This window comes from Rhizobium sp. NFR07, from assembly GCF_900111905.1.
Classification (GTDB): domain Bacteria; phylum Pseudomonadota; class Alphaproteobacteria; order Rhizobiales; family Rhizobiaceae; genus Neorhizobium.
Window position 1 is genome coordinate 396,870 of sequence record NZ_FOKM01000005.1, and the last position, 17,645, is coordinate 414,514.

Genomic DNA, 17,645 nt, shown 5'->3' on the forward strand with positions numbered 1-17,645 from the left:
GGGAGCGGTGGGAGCCCGCTCCCGGTCAGGTCTTGAGACGCGGATCCAGCACGTCGCGCAGCGTGTCGCCGACCACATTGGCGGCCATCACGATGACGAGGATGAGGATGGAGGGGATGACCGCGATATGCGGGGCGAACAGGAAGAAGTCCCGGCCCTGCGCCGCCATCATGCCGAGCTCGGCGACCGGAGGACGGGCGCCGAGTCCGAGGAAGGACAACGACGCGGCGATCAGGATCAGCTGGCCAAAGCGTAGGCTAAGGAAGATCAGCACCGACGAAATGCAATTGAGCACGAGGTAGCGCGAGAACAGCTGCGGATCACGAATGCCGAGCGAGCGGCCTGCCGTGATGAATTCCTGCCCCATGATGCCGATGCCGATACCCCGCGCCACACGGGCACAGTCCGGAATAGTCGAGATGACCAGCGCCAGCAGGATGGGCGTGACGCCCTGGCCCATGGCGGCAACCAGCGCCAGCCCGAGAAGGATCGCCGGCAGCGACAGGAGGATATCCGAGAAACGCATGATCCACGGATCGAGCTTCTGGTAGAAGGCGGCGAGCAGGCCGAGGAACGAGCCCAGCACGCCGCCGATAGCGACCGAGGCGAGGCCGATCAGCAACGTCAGCCGCGTGCCATAGAGCAGCCGGCTCAGGATATCGCGTCCCTGAGGATCCGTTCCGAGCAAATACTCGATATTCCCCCGCGCGGCCCAGGCCGGCGGCAGCATGGTTCTGCGAGAGCTTTCATAGGGATCGTAGGGCGCCAGCAGCGGCGCAAAGATCGCCGCAAGGCAGATCAGCGCCAACACGGTGATCGCAAGAAGTGCGGCGCGATCCCGCAGGAAGCGTTTCCACCAGGCACGATCGGCGGGTGCAGCCGCAGCCTGCTTGGCGGTGTCGTCTGTCGTGATAGCGCTCATCTGTTCACCCGCGGGTCGAGAACCGAATAGAGGAGGTCGACGATCAGGTTGATCGCAATGAAGGTCACGGCCATGGCGAGGATGCAGCCCTGGGCGATGGTGAAATCGCTGGACAGGATGCCGCCGACGGCGAGCCGTCCGATGCCCGGCCAGGAATAGATCGTCTCCGTCACCACGGCGCCGCCGAGCAGGTAGCCGGTCTGCAAACCGACCAGGGTGACCACGGGGATCAGGGCATTACGCAATCCGTGGCGGAACACGACCGTGCGCTCCGGCAGTCCCTTGGCGCGGGCGGTACGAACGTGGTCGAGTTCGAGCACTTCAAGCACGGACGAGCGTGTCATGCGGGCGACCGGGCCGATGAAGACCATGCCGAGCGACAGCGCCGGCAGGAAGATGTGGCTGAGGCCATCAAGCGTCCAGAGAGGCCCACCGCGGCCGACGAAGGGAAACAGCCTGAGCGACACCCCGAAGGCCTGGATGAGGATCAGGCTGATAAAGAAGACCGGCAGGGAAATACCCGCAACCGACAGCGCCATCACCGCGCGGTCGACGAGCGAGCCGCGACGCATCGCGGCGACCGTGCCCATGGCGATCCCGAGCGGGATCGACCAGATCAGGCAGGCGAACATCAACTCGATCGTCGGCACGATGGCCGTCAGAAGCTCCTCGATGACCGGCTTGTTGGAGATCATCGACCGGCCGAGATCGCCGACAAGCACCCGCTCAAGATACATCCAGAACTGCACGAGAAGCGGCTGATCTAGTCCCATCGACCGCCGGATCTCCTCGACCACATCGGGAGGCGCGGTCGGCCCGGCGAGAACGATAGCCGGGTCACCGGGCACCATCTGCAACAGCAGAAAGCCGAAAACGAGAACCCCGAAAAGAACGGGGATCGAGAGCCCCAGGCGACGCAGGATGACTGCAATCATGTCTGCACCTCCTGCTTCGTGTAGACGACCTTGCCGCCGAGAAGCGTCATCTCGCAGCTTGTGTTGAGAATCTCGGAGGGCTCGATTTCGAAGAGGTCGTTCGAGAAGACCGCGATATCGGCGAGCTGGCCGGGCACCAGGCGCCCCTTCACCTCTTCCTCATGGGCGGCATAGGCGGATTCCAGCGTATAGGCGTTGAGCGCCTCTTCCATGGTCAGCGCCTGGTCGGCACCGAGCACGGTCCCCTTGTCGGTGGTGCGGGTCACCATCGCATAGAGGCCGGCGAAGGGATTGAGCGGCGTCACCGGGCAGTCGGTCGAAGCAGACGGGCGCAGACCGGCATCGATCCAGGTGCGCATCGGATAGGCAAAGTCGGACGCTTCCTTGCCGCGCACTTCCACATACTGGTCGCCGAAATAATAGATGAAATCTGGCTGCGGCGCCGGAATGACACCGAGCTCGACCATGGTGGCGATCTGCTCGTGGCTCAGCCAGCCGCAATGCTCGATCCGGTGGCGGCGGTCGGCCGCCGGATTGGCGTCCTGCGCGGCGCGGATCGCATCGAGGATCCGCTCGATCGCCGCGTCGCCGATCGCATGCACGGCCATCTGGTAGCCGAGATCATGGGCGCGCTTCACCAGCCCGTCGGTCTCGTCCTGCGTCAGGCAGAAGAGCCCGTATTCATCCTTCGTGCCGGCATAGGGCGTCTTCATCGCCGCCGTCTTGCCGCCGATACTGCCGTCGACGAAGATCTTGACCTGGCGCAGCCGCAGCATGTCGTCGCCCTGTCCGGCGACATAACCTTCCTCGGTCGCCTTTTCGAGAATGTTGCGCTCCTTGTCGCCGATCAGGCACATGGAGACGCGCACCGGCAGGCGACCGGTTTGCTTGGCGGTTTCGTAGGCCTTGAACTCGGTCCAGCCGTGGTTCATGCCGACGGCGGCATCCATGGTGGACGTGATGCCGTAGCTCAGCATCATCTTGCCGCCGGCCTCGATCGCCTCGACATAATCTTCCAGACCCGGCGCCGGCATCTGCTCGGCGACCGGCTGTCGGGCGTTTTCGGCCAAAAGGCCGGTCAATTCGCCATTCGCCCGGCCGATCGTGCCGCCGTCCGGATCGGGCGTGTTGTGGCCAATGCCGGCTAGCTGCAGGGCAATCGAATTGGCGACGCCCACATGGCCGCAGGCGCGCACCACATAGACCGGATTGTTCGGCGCGACCTCGTCCAGCTCGCGGCGGGTCGGGTGGCGGTTTTCGGAAAGCTTGGAATGGTCATAGCCGCGGCCGATGATCCATTCGCCGGGCTGACGGGATTTTGCGGCTTCGGCGACCTCGCCCAGAAGCGAACCGACGGACGTGACCTTGCGCGGATTGAGATCGAGGTTCTTCAGGCCGAGACCGAAGGCCGCCAGATGCGTATGCACATCATAGAAGCTCGGCGTGGCAAGTCGGCCCTCGAGCGCGATCACCTCGGTCTGCGGGCCGGCAATCGTCGCCATCTCGGCCGCGGAGCCGGAGGCAAGCACCTTGTCCCCGGAAATGGCAAGCGCCTCGGCGAAACCTTCCTTCTGACCGAGCCAGATCTTGCCGCCGGTCAGAATCACGTCTGCAGTTGTCGTCATGGGTGCCTTCCATTTCATGATATCGCGAGGTCGGTGCATTTCAGGGAGCCCGCTTGGGCGAGTTCCGGGTATGGCGGGGCAACCTGTCTCGGGCGCGGTAGACCACCTCGCCGCCGAGCACGGTCATCAGGCACTTGGCGGACAGGAATGCTTCCGGTTCGACAGCGAAGAAGTCCGTGTCGAACACCGCGATATCGGCGAGCTGGCCGGGGATCAGGCGTCCCTTGCGCTCTTCGTCATGGACACCGTAAGCCGCCTCGTAGGTGTAGAGATGCAGTGCCTCGGCGACGGAAAGCGCCTGCGCCAGGCCGAGCGGCTTGCCGGTATCGGACTTGCGGGCGACCATCGCGTAAAGGCAGGGCATCGGATCCGGCGAAGTGACCGGGCAATCGGTGGAGGCGGAAGGATGCAGGCCCTCTTCGAACCAGGTCTTGAACGGATAGCAATGCTGCGGCCGTTCCGAACCGAGGATCGTGTAATAGCCCTCGCCGAAGAAATAGAGGAAGGACGGCTGGCCGGCCGGAATGACCTTCATCGCCTTGAGGCGCGCCAGATCCTCCGGCACATGCCAGCCGCAATGCTCGATGCGGTGGCGGCGGTCAGGATCCGGCATTTCCGCATAGGCCTTCTCATAGGCGTTGAGCACCATGGAAATGGCTGCGTCGCCAATCGCATGCGGGGCGATCTGATAACCGAGGCGATGCGCCTTCAGCGTCAGTTCGTCGGTCTGCTCCTGCGTCAGGCAGCGGACGCCGAAATTTGTCTCGTCGTTCTCGTAAGGGATCGAGAACCAGGCCGTGCCGGCACCGGCCGACCCATCGGTGAAGAACTTGACCGGACCGATGCGGAAGATATCGTCGCCCACGCCGGTCACCAGCCCCTTGGAATGGGCATAGTCGACGATATTGCGCTCAAGATCGCCCATCAGCGTGCCGGCCACACGCAGCGGAATGCGATTCTGCTCATGCGCCGTCAGGTAGGCGTCGAGTTCGACCTCACCTTCCCCGATACCGATCGCGGCTTCCATGATGGAGGTGATGCCGAATGTAAGAAGCTTCTTGCCACCGCGTTCGATGGCCGCGACAAGCTGGCTTTCCGTGATCGGCGGCATGACAGCCCGCACGGCATCGCGGGCGTTCTCGAAAAGGATGCCGTCGGGTTCGCCGTTGCGGCGGCGGATCTTGCCGCCGAACGGGTCGGGCGTATCGCGGCCGATGCCGCCGGCCTTCAGCGCAAGCGAATTGCCGACCGTCGTGTGTCCGCAGGTGCGGGTCAGGAAAACCGGGTTGTCGGGCGAGACGGTATCGAGATCCCATTTCGTCGGATGTTCGAGTTCGGCAAGCTTGTCATGGTCATAGCCACGTCCGAGGATCCATTGTCCCGGCTCGGCATTGGCAACGGCCTCCTTAACGAGGTCGACGATCGCCTGAACGCTGGTGACACCGGCAGCCGGACGCAGATCCAGTTCGACAAGGCTTCTTCCGTAGTGATGCAGGTGCATATGCGCATCGTTGAGACCGGGCGTCGCGAGCTTGCCTTCAAGATCGATGATCTCGGTTTCGGGACCTGCAAGCGCAGCCATCTCAGCGGCTGTGCCCGTTGCCAGAACCTTGTCGCCGTCGATGGCGATCGCTTCTGCAAACCCTTCCTTGAGGCCGCACCAGATCTTTCCGTTCGTCATTAGGCGAGTAGGCACTGTCATGCTCTTGTCCTTCATGAAATCGAGATTGGAATGCTTACGAGATCAGTAGCCGGCTTCCCTGTTGACGAGACCCGGTGGTAGGCGCCCTTCGCGGAGCGCCGAAAAATTCTCTGTGACCTGGCGGAGGATTTCCGCCGGCGTGGTGTCGGATGCCTTGTGCGGCGTCACCATGATCCTGGGATGAGACCAGAACGGATGGTCCTCGGCCGGTGGCTCCTGCCGAAAGACATCGACGCTGGCGCCGGCCAGCTGACCACCATCGAGAGCTTCGATAAGATCGGCCTCGACCATATGCTCGCCGCGACCCATCTGGACCAGCGCCGCACCCGGCTTCATCTGCGCGAAGAAGTTTCCGTCCAGCAGATCCCGCGTCGTATCCGTAAGCGGCAGAACGTTGACGAGAATATCAGCCTCCGCCGCAACGCTGAGAATGGCACCTGGGCCGGCGATGATCTCGATCCCGTCAAGCGGTGCTTCTGGTGTCGTGGGAACGGAGCTGCGGGCTACGAGAACTCGAAATCCCATGGCTGCAATTGCCATCGCGCAGCGCCTGCCCATCAATCCGTAGCCGAGCACGCCGACCGTGACAGAGCCGGGAGCCTGCGGGCGAAAACTGCGATCCCAGCTGCGCCGCGCCTGGTTGGTGATATAGTCGCCCATGCGCCGGTGATGCCAGACCACCTGCCAGGCGGCGAAACCAGCCATCAGATCGGCCTGGGCGTGATCGCGTACCCGCGTCACGACCACATCTTTCGGCAGCGAAGGACAAGCCAATATGCTGTCGACGCCGGCGGCGATCGACGACACCATTTTCAGGTTGGGATAGGCATCGAACGCCCTTTCCTCAGGCATCCAGGCGAGTGCGATCTCGACGCGTGCCGGATCGACAACCTCATCAGGCCTAACCACCCGCAACGCCACATCGGCATTGCTTTCGAATATCCGGCAAAGGTCGAATGTACGGGAAAGAGCAACGACCTCCACGGCCTGGCCGCCAGCCAGCGCGCTCACGAGGCAGCCTCGCTTCGTGCGGCATCAAAGTCGGGTGAACACCCGCGGCCACGGCGGGTGGCCGCAGACATCTCCCTATGCTTCGCGAGCCCGGCATCAGGACAACAAGCCAGCCCCAGCGCAGCCTCGCCGGCTGTCCCGTTCGGTTTCGTCACATCTGTTCCCACTATTCTTGTCGCTGCGCATTTTTTGTACAGCGGTCATTTTGTGGTCATGATACCGACCTCGACCTCCGTGTCAATCGTCGACAATCGACGAACGACGATCTATCTTGTCGGTACGGCGCTCCACGAACCGGCATCCCGCTTTGGGATGCCAGCCCTGCGGGATGCGGCTAAAAACGTGCAACCGATGAGAAAAGGACCGGCAGAATGTTTCGAGTGCTTGAGCAGGCCGATTTGCCAAGTCGTATCGCCGACCTGGTGTTGCGCGCCATCGGCGACGGGCTTTTGCGGCCGGGCGAGCGTGTCACCGAAGCCCGGCTGGCCGAACAGATGGGCACATCCCGCGCACCGGTGCGCGAAGCCCTGCGACTGCTGGAAAGCCAGGGACTGATCGTCTCGCATCCGCGACGCGGGTTCTTCGTGAAGAGCTACAATGCCGACGAGTTGCTGGAGATCTACGACCTGCGCGAATGTCTGGAGCTCCACAACGCCCAGGCCGTTATCGCCAAGATGACCGACGATGATTTCAAGCGCCTCGAAGCCCAGGTTGAGCTCTTGAAGCAGCTCGGCGCGGAGGGCCGGACCCAAGAACAGGTGGTCGAGGACTACGCCTTCCACCGGATGCTCTGCGAAGTCGGCGGCAATTCCCGCATTCTCAAGCTCTTCGACCAGATCGCCACCGAGCTCCGCTCAGGCATCGCCCTTGTCGGCCGCATCTATGACAATCCCGTCGAGATTGCCAAAACCCATGATCCGATCATCGAGGCCCTGCGCGCCCGTGACGTCATCCGCCTGCGCGACGAACTACACGAGCATCTGCAGGATGCGACGACACATGTCGTGGAAATCTACCGCCAATGGCCGGCCAGCCCAGCCGAGGATTTGCCGGGTTATCCGCTTTCCCCAATCCAGCAACAAAAGGCCCGGTAGACAAAGGCTATCGTCATTCGCACATAAATTGCGCAGTTTCCGAAGCTGAAATTTTTATCGGCAATTTTGCGGAATAATAGTTGCAAACGTCCACTAATGGGATTTGAATGCCAGTGGTGAGGCGCACGCATATCCGGCGGAGCAGCTTCAAAACAAGACCTGAGACGCGGATCTTCGCGGTCCTCCGTCAGTAAATTGAGTGCATCCAGCGTGATTTAAGCCTGCAGTTTCTGGCTGCCGGAAGTGAAATCTATTGTCTTCATCAGGGGGCAGCATGGCGAGTGCAGTCAGACGTGGTACCGGCGCGGCGGAAGTGGCCGATCTCGGCCTGGATGTGCTCGAGGACATCCTGAGCTACTACATCCGCACCCTCAATATCGCGGTCTCGCGCGATCTCGACGAGAAGCTCGACGGGCTCGAAGTCGCCAAGGGCACAGGCAAGATCACCACGCTGCTCCTCGTCGACCGGCACCCGGGAATTCGCCCCTCCGCCATTGCCGAACTCATCCTGCGCGACCGCTCGGCCATGGTGCGTGTCATCGACCAGATGGAGGAACATGGGCTCCTCACGCGCAAGACCGACGGTGACGACAACCGCGCCCAGGGCCTGTTCATCACCCGCAAGGGCCGTGATCTCGCCGCGACGATCCGTCCCATCGTTGTCAAGCAGTCGCGGGATTTCTTTCCGGACGTAACCGACGAGGAACACCGACTGCTGATCTCCATCCTCAGCCGCACCTATCGTCGCATCGTCAGTCTCAACAGCACATGAAATTGGCCGCGACCGGCCTACCCCACCATTCAAGCCATCCCAAGGAGTAATACTGAAATGCCCGGTCCCTATGTCGTTCCCGTTCACGGTGATGCCGAACTGCCCAAGGAAGTCGATGTCGTGATCATCGGCGGCGGCATTATCGGATCATCGACGGCACTCGAACTTGCCGAGCAGGGAATGAGGGTCGCGCTTTGCGAAAAAGGCGGCATCGGCCACGAGCAGTCCAGCCGTAACTGGGGCTGGGTCCGCATCTCGAGACGTGACCCGCGCGAAGTGCCGCTGATGGCGGAATCCCTGCGCATCTGGGCGGATCTCAACCGCCGCACCGGCCGCGAAACGGGTTTCAAGCGCGCCGGCATCGTCTTCACCTGCGCCAACGACCAGCAATATGAAGAGCATGAACGCTGGACACGCAATCTGGAAGGCTACCAGATCGAAAGCCGCATGCTGAGCGCTGCCGAATTCAAGGAGAAATATCCGGGCTCCAACCTCGATATCAAGGGCGCGCTCTACACCGCCGGCGATTGCCGTGCCGAACCGCAACGGGCCGCCCCCGCTATCGCCGAGGCCGCCCGCGAACGAGGCGCCCATATCCTGACGGAATGCGCCGTCCGTGGCCTGCAGCTTTCCGGTGGCCGGGTGTCGGGCGTGGTGACGGAACGCGGCGAAATCGCCTGCAAGGCGGTGGTTCTGGCCGGCGGCGCCTGGTCCAGCCTGTTCATGGGCAATAGCGGTCTCGACCTGCCGCAGCTGCGGGTGCTCAACTCCGTTCTCCGCACCAAGCCGCTGGAAGGCGGCCCGGAAGAAGCGATATGGGCCTCGGGCTTTGCCCTGCGCAAACGTCTGGATGGCGGCTATACGATCGCCGACGGCATGCAGAACATCGTCGATATCGTGCCGGCATCCTTCCGTTATGCGCGGCAGTTCATGCCCGCCTATAAATACGAGTGGCGCTCACTCCGTTTCCGCCTCGGCGGCCGTTATTTCGACGATGCACGCATCCCACGCCGCTGGTCGCTCGATGAACCGTCGCCTTTCGAGTATAATCGCGTGCTCGACCCGATCCCGTCGAAGAAAATGATCGATGGCGCCATGTCGCGTCTGAGCAAGGCTTTTCCGGTCTTCAAGAAAGCTGAGATCGCCCAGCGCTGGGGCGGCATGATCGACGTGACGCCGGATGCCGTGCCGGTGATCGACAAGATCGATGCCATTCCCGGCTTCCATCTCGCGACCGGTTTTTCCGGTCATGGCTTCGGGATCGGGCCGGCCGCAGGCAAATTGATGGCCGATATCGTCACCGGCAAGCCTCCGATCGTCGATCCCACGGCCTTCCGCTTCAAGCGCTTCTCGGACGGTTCGAAGATCGAACTCGTCAGCGGCTTCTGACGCCGCCGCACAAAATTCCAACGCCCCGCCAGAGGGCGACAAACAAGCATGAACGACACAACCAACCATAGGGGATATGAAATGTCTGATAACAAGAATGATGTTCTGACCCACCCGACACGTCGCCAGGTCATGGGCCAGACGCTTGGGTTGATGGCGCTCAGGGCTTCGGGCGTGGTGTTTTCCGGCGTGCCTGGCTTCAGCCAGGCGCTCGCCGCCGGAGAGAAGTCGATCAAGGGACAGTTGATCATCAGCTTCTCGCAGGAGCCGACCGTCTTCAATCCGCATATGCCGCATATCGAAGTGGACGACGGCATCCATTTCAGCCTCTTCGATCCGCTCTTCTATGTCGATCCCGAGGGCAAGTTCGTCGCGGCTCTCGCGGCCGAAGTCCCGACGGTCGAAAACGGCGGCATTTCCGCCGACGGCCTGACCTGGAAGGTGAAGCTGCGCGAGGGCGTGAAGTGGCATGACGGCGCGCCTTTCACCGCCGAGGATGTGAAGGCGACATTCGAGCTTCTGGTGAACCCCGATTTCCGCAGCTGGCGCAAGACCGGCCATGACCTGATCCGCGACCTGAAGGTCGTTTCGCCGACCGAGATCACCTGGCGCATGGAAAAGGCGTTCGCGCCCTACCCATCGATCCTCGCCTCGACCTTCATCACGCCGAAGCACCTGATGTCAGCCTCCGCCGATCCGAACAACGCACCGTTCAACAATGCGCCGGTCGGCACGGGACCGTTCAAATGGGTCGAGCGCGTCGCAGGCGACCACATCACGCTTGAAGCCAATGCCGACTATTTCGCCGAGGGCCCTTATGTCGAACGGCTGATCTACAAATACATTCCCGATCTCAACGTCATGTACACGCAGTTCAAGGCCGGCGACATCGACGTTCTTGGCCTGCAATGGATCACGCCGGACCATTACGAAGAGGCGAAGGATCTTCCCGGCATGACCGTCTCCGTTGTGCCGGCCGCGACGGTGGAATCATTCTCCTTCAATATGGACCGCCCGCAGTTCAAGGATCCCGCCGTGCGCGAGGCGCTTTACGCGGCGATCGACAAGGCCGCCATCATCGACGCGCTCTATTACGGCCTGCCGGCGCCAACCGAAACCTACATGCCGCAGCAGTCCTTCTACTATAATCCGGATCTGCCGAAGCAGGCCTATGACATCGACAAGGCGAAGGAACTGCTGGACACGGCCGGCTGGGCACCGGGGCCGGACGGCATCCGCGCCAAGGATGGCGTGAAGCTGGCCTTCACCTGCTCGACGACCGCCGGCAACCACATCCGCGAACAGGTCCAGCAATATATCCAGCAGTCCTTCAAGGATCTCGGCGTGGAGATGTCGATCTCCAACCTGCCGCCAGCGGTGATGTGGGGCGAATACTGGATGATGTCGAAATTCGACACGGTCATTGTCGGCCTCAACTTCCTCACCGGTTCCGATCCCGACACGTCCGACTATTTCCGCTCGACATCCATCCCGGCCAAGGGTGGCGCCGGCCAGAACACCTGGCAATACGCCAATCCAGAGGTTGATGCCCTCCTCGCCAAGGGCGGCGAGGTCTTCGTGCCGGAAGAGCGCAAGGCGGCCTATGCCAAGGTACAGGAGATCATGCGCAAGGATCTGCCTTTCCTGCCGCTCTTCCAGTACGCGACCGTGCAAGGCAACAAACAGGGCATCGAAGGCATCAATCCGAACGTCAACACCCGCATCAACACCTGGAATGTCGGAATGTGGCGCAGGGCCTGACGCCTCGCAGGGACTGGCAGCCGGCAAATGACCGGCTGTCATGATGCCATGCCTGCCGCTTGCGCACTTTGAGTATCCGCAGGCGGCAGGCTTCGTATCCATCGCGAGACCGGAGTTGATCCCATGTTGTCCTATATCGTCAGCCGGCTGTTGCAGAGCCTCGTCCTGCTTCTGCTCGTATCGATCATCGGCTTTGCCGTTCTCAATCTCGCGCCCGGCGGGCCGCTGTCCCAATATGCGCTCACACCCGGCATGACGCAGGAGACTATGGACCGGATCGCCCACCAGATGGGCCTCGACCGACCATTGCCGATCCAGTATCTCGACTGGATCTGGCGCCTGCTCCAGGGGGATTGGGGAAAATCCTATCGCGATCAGCTGCCGGTGCTTCAGATTATCTCCAGCCACCTCTTCGCCACCCTGCTTTTGATGGGCACCTCAATGGTGATCTCGATCGCCGTCGGCACCTGGATCGGCGTGCGCGGCGCGACGAAGCGCTATTCGATATTCGACTATACAGCGACCGTTGGCGCTATGGTGGCGCTGTCGATCCCGACCTTCTGGTTCGGCCTCGTCGCCATCTATGTCTTTGCGCTCCGGCTCAAATGGCTGCCCGCCGGCAATATGTACACGGTCGGCGACGGCTCCTTCATGGACTACGCAACCCACCTCATCCTGCCGAGCCTGGTGCTTGCGCTCGTCGATATCGCCGTCTGGAGCCGCTATATGCGCACGGCGACGCTCGATGTCATCAACCAGGATTTCGTCCGCACCGCCCGCGCCAAGGGGCTCTCGGAACGGGCCGTGCTGATGACGCATGTGCTGCGCAACGCGCTCATCCCGATGATCACGCTCGCCGGCCTGCAATTGCCGACCATTCTGGGCGGCGCTTTGGTGACGGAAACCGTGTTCACCTGGCCGGGCATGGGACGCCTGTTCCTCGATAGCCTCGGCTATCACGACTATCCGGTCGTCATGGGCCTCCTGATGTTTTCTGCTATCCTCGTCCTCGTCGGTAGCCTGATCGCAGACATTCTGGTCGCGTTCGTCGATCCGCGCGTTCGCCTCGGCTAGGCAGAAAGGAAAGCCTATGTCTTCCGTGACTATTCCATCGCCCGCCACAGCGTCCGAAGAGACCCACTGGTGGAAGAGCCGCACGCTCCGGCGCTTCATGCGCCACAGGCTTGCGGTCATCGGCGTGGCGATGATTACAATCCTCGTCCTGAGCTGCGTCTTCGGCCCGTACCTTTTGCCCTATGACGAACTCTTCATCGACCTGCGGGCCCGTTTTGCCCCGCCGCTCACCGGCTACCATATCTTCGGGACCGATCCGCTCGGCCGCGATATCGCCGCGCGCCTCTTCAATGCCGGTCGCATCTCGCTGCTCGTCGGCTTCTTCGCCATGCTGATGTCGACGGCATTGGGCACTCTCATCGGCATCATCGCCGGCTATCGCGGCGGTCTCACCGGTGCGATCCTGATGCGCATCGTCGATGCCTTCCTCTCCTTCCCCTCGATCTTCCTGCTTCTGGCGCTCGCCGCCTTCATCAAGCCGAGCCCGTTTATGATCACGGTCATCATCGCGCTGACAAGCTGGATGGAGGTCGCACGCATCGTCAATGCCGAGATCCGCTCCATACGGGAACGCGATTTCGTGCTTGCGGCGCGCTCGCTCGGCTACCGCAACAGTACGATCATGCTGAAGGAACTGCTGCCCAATGCGATCGGCCCGATCATCGTCGCCGGCACGCTGACGGTTGCCCGTGCCATCCTGCTCGAAGCCTATGTCAGCTTCCTCGGCTACGGCATCCAGCCGCCGCTGCCGAGTTGGGGCAATATGCTGAACGGCGCCCAGCAATATCTCGACAGGGCGCCATGGCTCGCCATCGTTCCGGGTGTCGCGATCACCCTAGCGGTCACGAGCTTTAACTTCATCGGCGACGGCCTGCGCGATGCGCTGGACGCGCGCAGCGATCTGGAGTGAGGAGCTGACCCGATTAACCCCCGGTCACATCTCCACCACCAGCCGGATCACCTCGCCCTTGTGCAGACGATCAAACCCCTCGTTGATCTCGTCAAGCGGGATCGAGCCGCTGAGCAGCTTGTTTACCGGCAGGCGTCCCGCCTTGTAGAGCGCGACGAAGCGCGGGATATCGCGAACCGGCACGCAGGTGCCGATATAGCTGCCCTTCACCGTGCGCTCCTCGGCCACGAGGCTGACGATGTTGAGCGGCATCGCCGCCGTCGGCGCCGGCAGTCCGGCCGTCACCGTCGTGCCGCCGCGCCGCGTCATCTTGTAGGCGCTTTCCAGCGCCTTTTCCGAGCCTGCAAACTCAAAGGCGAAATCGGCGCCGCCATTGGTAAGCTGACGAACCTTTTCGACCGCATCCGCGTCGCGGCCATTGACCGTTGCCGTCGCCCCGAGCTGACGGGCAATCTCGAGCTTCTCGTCGGAAAGATCGACGGCGATCACCTGTGCGGCACCGGCGGAGATCGCGCCGAGCAGCGCCGCCAGCCCGACGCCACCGAGGCCGATGACCACGGTCGTCTGGCCCGCCTGAACCTTTGCCGTGTTGACCACTGCGCCGACGCCCGTCAGCACGGCGCAGCCGAACAGTGCCGCTTCGTTGAACGGCAGATCCTTGTCGACCTTGACGATCGAGCGGCGCGACACGACCGCATGTTCGGCAAAGGCCGAGCAGCCGATGTGATGATGCACCGGTTCTCCCTGGTATTTCAGCCGGATGCTGCCGGTCAGCAAGGTGCCCTTGCCGTTAGCGGCAGCACCCGGCTCACAAAGCGCCGGCCGTCCTTCCGAACAGGGCAGGCAATGACCGCAGCTCGGCACGAAGGCGAGCACGACATGATCTCCGACTTGAAGATCGTCGACGCCCTCGCCGAGTTCGACCACCTCACCGGCAGCCTCGTGGCCGATCGCCATCGGCAGCGGTCGCGGCCTGCTCCCGTTGATGACGGAGAGATCGGAATGGCAAAGCCCGGCCGCGCGGATGCGCACGAGAACCTCCCCTTGCCCGGGACGCTCCAGATCAAGCTCGGCGATTTCCAGCGGCTTGCTCTCAGCATAAGGCAGGCTCGCGCCCATCTGGCGAAGCGTGGCGGCTCTGATCTTCATGTCTCTCTCCCTGATTCAAACTGTCGCCAGCAACGCTAGCATTCCGAGCACCGCACGCGAAAACTTTCGCCTTCGGACTGGATATGGGCCGCATGCGGCGCCAGAAAATGCCCGGTCATCAGCATCGTTTCGGTATCCGCGATGCCGCCCAGCAACGCGCTTCGGGTTTGCACCGACTGCGCCGGATCCTCGCAGCCCATGCAGCTCAGTTGCGGATAGGTGAGCTGGATCGGATGATGGATGATATCGCCCGAAAACACGCATTGCCGGCCGTTGGAATGCAGCCAGATGGCGACATGGCCGGGCGTGTGGCCGGGCGCCGGCTTGAATGTCAGGCAGCCGTCCAGCTCGTATCCATCATCCACCAGCACGACCTGGCCCGTCTCGACGACTGGCAACACGCTGTCGCTATAGGCAGCAAGATGATGGCTGCCCGGGTCGGAGCCGTATTTCTCCGCCCAGTAATCGTATTCCTTCCGCCCGAAGATATATTTCGCATTCGGGAAGGTCGGCACCCAGCGTCCGTCGATGAGCCGCGTGTTCCAGCCGACATGATCGGCGTGAAGATGGGTGCAGCAAACATAATCTATCGCTTCGGGCTCGACGTCCGCCGCACGCAGACGTTCGAGGAACGGCGTATTGAGATCGGACCATTGCTTGCGCGCGTGGCGCTGCTTGTCGTTGCCGACACAGGTATCGACGAGGATCTTGTGCCGGCCGGTATCGATCAGCCATGCATGGATGCTGAGCTTGATCTGGTCGGTATCAGGATCATGGAAGGTCGGCGTGAGCCAGGACCGTTCCCTCGCCAGCATCTCCTCCGTGACGAGCGGAAAGAAGGACTTCATCCGGAACGACGTGTCTTCCATCTCCCATATGGCGGAGACGGTAACGTCTCCGATAGCAAATCGGGTCATGACACCCTCCAATATCCGAGCCGGTTCAAGCGGATGCAAGGGCCGCCTGCTGACGCACCGGCGGCCAGCCGGTGTCCCGCGATGTCGCAAGCCTGTTGAGGAGCTGCTTCAGCACCCAGACCTCATTCTCGTCCAGAAGGGCAAGGCATTCGGCCTCCGCCGCCTTCAGCATGGCAACGATCTCGATCATCGCCTTGCGCCCGTCAGCGGTCAGATGCGCTCGTGGTGGCACCGAGCCATCGACCTTGATCAGGCCGATGGACGTGAGCTTTTCGATCGTCTCGCCAGTAATCTCGTCTCCGCGTGACCGGCCGATATCGCGAATGTCCTCCAGCGTGCGGCCATCCTCATGGCCGAGCAGCGTCAGCACGGCATAGTCCGCGCCGCTCCATCCCCGTCGGCGCCTCTCAGCCATCGCATCGCTGCGGATCTGATAGAAGACCCGCGAAATCTGGTAGATGAAGTCGTCCGGCGAAAGGCTGCTTTCCTTCTTCTCGAAAGACGTACTCTCGCCGGCATGGCGAATGAGCCGGCCATACTGCCCGCCGTGGAAGACCAATGGCGGCGTGCTGGAATGCTCGAAGCCGGTAATCTCGCCGACAAAAATGATGTGGTCACCGCCCTCGTACTGATACGCTGTGCGGCATTCGAAACGGGCGGCGCAACTTTTCAACAGAGGGATTTCGCCCTCCCCCCTTTCGACCGTCAGCCCTTCGAACTTGTCTTCCTTCTTGCTGGCGAACAGGCCGGATATGTCGCTCTGATCCGCAGACAGAATATGCACGGCGAAATGTTCGGCCTGCCTGAAATCCTCGAAGCTGGACGAGGTCTTCGCCAGGCTCCAGAGGATCATCGGCGGATCGAGCGAGACCGAGCTGAAGCTGTTGGCCGTACGTCCGATATCCTGGCCGTCGGCGCCACGCGTGGTGACGATTGTGACACCCGTGGCGAAGGACCCGAGGGCGTTGCGGAGAATGCGTGGATCGTTGGACATGGCGGAAAACTCCCTGTCTTAGTGGTATTGCCCGTCTTACTGATATTGATGAACGCCGCGTGCCGAGGACGCCGGTTCGAACGCGTCCTCGCCCCGCTCCTCTTCGAGATCGGCACCGGCGGCTTCGCGCAGCGGAATGATGGTGAGGACCGACAGGCAGGCGGCTGCGATGATGTAGCAAGCGAGCGGTATCCAGCTTCCCGACCAGGCCCAGAGCGCTGCCGCGATCATCGGCGTCGGGCCGCTCCACAGCACGGTGGCGAACTGATAGGCGACCGAGACACCGCTATAGCGAACCGAAGCGGCATATTGCTCGGCAACGAGACTGGTCTGCGTCGATTGCGTCGTCGCCTGCCCGAGCACGATGGAGAGCGTCATGGCCGCCGTGATCCAGAACACGTTCGCCGTATCGAGGAAGAGGAAGAACGGGATGATGAAAAGGCCGTTGAAGATCATCCCGCCCATGAAGACCCGCTTGCGCCCGATCCGGTCGGAGAGCGCCGCAAAGATCGGCTGGGCGACGAAGCAGCAGACGGCTGCGATCATCAGGGAATTCAATGCGGTGCCACGATCGATACCGACCACGGTGGTGAGATAGACCAGCGAATAGACGGCAACCACATAGAAACTGGTATTCTCCGCCGCCTGTGCGGCGACGAGCAATGCGGTCTTCTTGCCGTGCTTGCCCAGCACCTCGACGATCGGCAGGCGCTCGCGCTCACCCTCGGACTTCATCTTCTGGAAGCTCGGCGATTCCGCCAAGCGGCGGCGCAGGTAGATGCCGAAGACCAGCAGCACACCGCTGAACAGGAACGGGATGCGCCATCCCCAGGCCATGAACTGTTCCGGCGTCGTCAGCCCTCCGACAAGCGCCATCATGCCGGATGACAGAAGCAGCGCGGCCGGAATGCCCATCTGCGGCCAGCTGCCGAAGAAGCCGCGCGTCTTGTTGGGCGCATGCTCGACCACCATCAACGTCGCACCGCCCCATTCACCGCCGACGGCGAAACCCTGCAGGAAGCGAAGTACGGTGAGCAGGATCGGCGCGCCGATGCCGAGCACCGCATAGGTAGGGATGAGACCGATCAGGAAGGTGATGCCGCCCATCATCGTGAGACTGAGCACCAGCATGGCCTTGCGGCCGATCCGGTCACCATAGTGACCGAAGACGATGCCGCCCAGCGGGCGGGCGATGAACCCGACGGCAAAGGTCGCGAAGGCCGCGATCATGCCCGTGACCGGATTGAATTCGGGAAAGAACAGCTTGTTGAAGACGAGCGCCGTGGCGGTACCGAAGATGAAGAAATCGTACCATTCCAGGGTCGAACCGATGAAGCTCGCCAGCGCGACCTTGCGGATGTCGGATGTTTCAGTGGCCATGAGCTCCTCC

General features: G+C 62.2%; 15 protein-coding genes. 6 read left to right on the forward strand and 9 right to left on the reverse strand.

What is annotated here, in order from left to right:
- Positions 1 to 25: 25 nt before the first annotated feature.
- Genes BM216_RS13610 through BM216_RS13630 form a run of 5 tightly spaced genes read right to left on the reverse strand, consistent with a single transcriptional unit; the run spans position 26 to position 6,195 of the window.
- The gene (locus BM216_RS13610; protein ID WP_092999708.1) at positions 26 to 922 is read right to left on the reverse strand and encodes an ABC transporter permease; all 897 of its coding nucleotides are present in this window, start codon (positions 920 to 922) and stop codon (positions 26 to 28) included.
- Positions 919 to 1,857: an ABC transporter permease gene (locus tag BM216_RS13615; protein WP_092999709.1), complete on the reverse strand. Its 939-nt coding sequence runs from the start codon at positions 1,855 to 1,857 to the stop codon at positions 919 to 921. The genes BM216_RS13610 and BM216_RS13615 overlap by 4 nt, the downstream gene beginning before the upstream one ends.
- Entirely contained in the window at positions 1,854 to 3,482 is a 1,629-nt protein-coding gene (locus tag BM216_RS13620) for an amidohydrolase (RefSeq protein WP_092999710.1), read from the reverse strand. The genes BM216_RS13615 and BM216_RS13620 overlap by 4 nt, the downstream gene beginning before the upstream one ends.
- A 40-nt stretch (positions 3,483 to 3,522) precedes the next feature.
- Positions 3,523 to 5,184 (reverse strand): amidohydrolase, encoded by a 1,662-nt coding sequence (locus BM216_RS13625; RefSeq protein ID WP_177230780.1) that lies wholly within the window; start codon positions 5,182 to 5,184, stop codon positions 3,523 to 3,525.
- A 42-nt stretch (positions 5,185 to 5,226) separates the two neighbouring features.
- A complete protein-coding gene (locus BM216_RS13630) occupies positions 5,227 to 6,195 on the reverse strand; it encodes a 2-hydroxyacid dehydrogenase (RefSeq protein ID WP_244530168.1) in 969 nt (322 codons plus the stop codon).
- Positions 6,196 to 6,566: 371 nt separating this feature from the next.
- On the opposite strand from BM216_RS13630, the gene BM216_RS13635 reads away from it, so the two are divergent.
- The 6 genes from BM216_RS13635 to BM216_RS13660 all read left to right on the forward strand — a co-directional run bounded on the left by BM216_RS13635 (position 6,567) and on the right by BM216_RS13660 (position 13,195).
- Positions 6,567 to 7,289, forward strand: coding sequence for a GntR family transcriptional regulator (locus BM216_RS13635; protein WP_092999712.1), 723 nt, complete (start codon positions 6,567 to 6,569; stop codon positions 7,287 to 7,289).
- A gap of 274 nt (positions 7,290 to 7,563) precedes the next feature.
- The gene (locus BM216_RS13640; protein ID WP_092999713.1) at positions 7,564 to 8,061 is read left to right on the forward strand and encodes a MarR family winged helix-turn-helix transcriptional regulator; all 498 of its coding nucleotides are present in this window, start codon (positions 7,564 to 7,566) and stop codon (positions 8,059 to 8,061) included.
- A gap of 57 nt (positions 8,062 to 8,118) precedes the next feature.
- The gene (locus tag BM216_RS13645) at positions 8,119 to 9,450 is read left to right on the forward strand and encodes an NAD(P)/FAD-dependent oxidoreductase (RefSeq protein WP_092999714.1); all 1,332 of its coding nucleotides are present in this window, start codon (positions 8,119 to 8,121) and stop codon (positions 9,448 to 9,450) included.
- Positions 9,451 to 9,531: 81 nt separating this feature from the next.
- Positions 9,532 to 11,211: a peptide ABC transporter substrate-binding protein gene (locus tag BM216_RS13650; RefSeq protein ID WP_092999715.1), complete on the forward strand. Its 1,680-nt coding sequence runs from the start codon at positions 9,532 to 9,534 to the stop codon at positions 11,209 to 11,211.
- Between the two features lie 123 nt (positions 11,212 to 11,334).
- Complete coding sequence (locus tag BM216_RS13655) at positions 11,335 to 12,285, forward strand: ABC transporter permease (RefSeq protein ID WP_092999716.1); 951 nt, start codon at positions 11,335 to 11,337, stop codon at positions 12,283 to 12,285.
- 16 nt (positions 12,286 to 12,301) lie between these two features.
- Positions 12,302 to 13,195, forward strand: coding sequence for an ABC transporter permease (locus BM216_RS13660; RefSeq protein WP_092999717.1), 894 nt, complete (start codon positions 12,302 to 12,304; stop codon positions 13,193 to 13,195).
- 24 nt (positions 13,196 to 13,219) lie between these two features.
- Here the strand turns inward: BM216_RS13660 and BM216_RS13665 are convergent, their stop codons facing one another.
- From BM216_RS13665 to BM216_RS13680, 4 genes are read right to left on the reverse strand one after another with little or no spacing between them, the layout of a single operon-like run.
- Positions 13,220 to 14,344, reverse strand: a complete 1,125-nt coding sequence (locus BM216_RS13665) for a zinc-dependent alcohol dehydrogenase family protein (RefSeq protein ID WP_092999718.1) — start codon at positions 14,342 to 14,344, stop codon at positions 13,220 to 13,222.
- A 35-nt stretch (positions 14,345 to 14,379) separates the two neighbouring features.
- The gene (locus BM216_RS13670; RefSeq protein ID WP_092999719.1) at positions 14,380 to 15,261 is read right to left on the reverse strand and encodes an MBL fold metallo-hydrolase; all 882 of its coding nucleotides are present in this window, start codon (positions 15,259 to 15,261) and stop codon (positions 14,380 to 14,382) included.
- A 25-nt stretch (positions 15,262 to 15,286) separates the two neighbouring features.
- Positions 15,287 to 16,255 carry a flavin reductase gene (locus BM216_RS13675; RefSeq protein ID WP_092999720.1) on the reverse strand — a complete coding sequence of 323 codons (969 nt, stop codon included), beginning with the start codon at positions 16,253 to 16,255 and terminating at the stop codon, positions 15,287 to 15,289.
- 36 nt (positions 16,256 to 16,291) lie between these two features.
- Positions 16,292 to 17,635 carry an MFS transporter gene (locus BM216_RS13680; RefSeq protein ID WP_092999721.1) on the reverse strand — a complete coding sequence of 448 codons (1,344 nt, stop codon included), beginning with the start codon at positions 17,633 to 17,635 and terminating at the stop codon, positions 16,292 to 16,294.
- Between the last annotated feature and the right edge of the window lie 10 nt (positions 17,636 to 17,645).

Excerpts from the sequence above, each read along its gene's own strand:
- BM216_RS13610 (WP_092999708.1), bottom strand. The coding sequence starts at position 922 with ATGAGCGCTATCACGACAGACGACACCGCCAAGCAGGCTGCGGCTGCA.
- BM216_RS13615 (WP_092999709.1), bottom strand. The coding sequence starts at position 1,857 with ATGATTGCAGTCATCCTGCGTCGCCTGGGGCTCTCGATCCCCGTTCTT.
- BM216_RS13620 (WP_092999710.1), bottom strand. The coding sequence starts at position 3,482 with ATGACGACAACTGCAGACGTGATTCTGACCGGCGGCAAGATCTGGCTC.
- BM216_RS13625 (WP_177230780.1), bottom strand. The coding sequence starts at position 5,184 with ATGACAGTGCCTACTCGCCTAATGACGAACGGAAAGATCTGGTGCGGC.
- BM216_RS13635 (WP_092999712.1), top strand. The coding sequence starts at position 6,567 with ATGTTTCGAGTGCTTGAGCAGGCCGATTTGCCAAGTCGTATCGCCGAC.
- BM216_RS13640 (WP_092999713.1), top strand. The coding sequence starts at position 7,564 with ATGGCGAGTGCAGTCAGACGTGGTACCGGCGCGGCGGAAGTGGCCGAT.
- BM216_RS13645 (WP_092999714.1), top strand. The coding sequence starts at position 8,119 with ATGCCCGGTCCCTATGTCGTTCCCGTTCACGGTGATGCCGAACTGCCC.
- BM216_RS13650 (WP_092999715.1), top strand. The coding sequence starts at position 9,532 with ATGTCTGATAACAAGAATGATGTTCTGACCCACCCGACACGTCGCCAG.
- BM216_RS13655 (WP_092999716.1), top strand. The coding sequence starts at position 11,335 with ATGTTGTCCTATATCGTCAGCCGGCTGTTGCAGAGCCTCGTCCTGCTT.
- BM216_RS13660 (WP_092999717.1), top strand. The coding sequence starts at position 12,302 with ATGTCTTCCGTGACTATTCCATCGCCCGCCACAGCGTCCGAAGAGACC.
- BM216_RS13665 (WP_092999718.1), bottom strand. The coding sequence starts at position 14,344 with ATGAAGATCAGAGCCGCCACGCTTCGCCAGATGGGCGCGAGCCTGCCT.
- BM216_RS13670 (WP_092999719.1), bottom strand. The coding sequence starts at position 15,261 with ATGACCCGATTTGCTATCGGAGACGTTACCGTCTCCGCCATATGGGAG.
- BM216_RS13675 (WP_092999720.1), bottom strand. The coding sequence starts at position 16,255 with ATGTCCAACGATCCACGCATTCTCCGCAACGCCCTCGGGTCCTTCGCC.
- BM216_RS13680 (WP_092999721.1), bottom strand. The coding sequence starts at position 17,635 with ATGGCCACTGAAACATCCGACATCCGCAAGGTCGCGCTGGCGAGCTTC.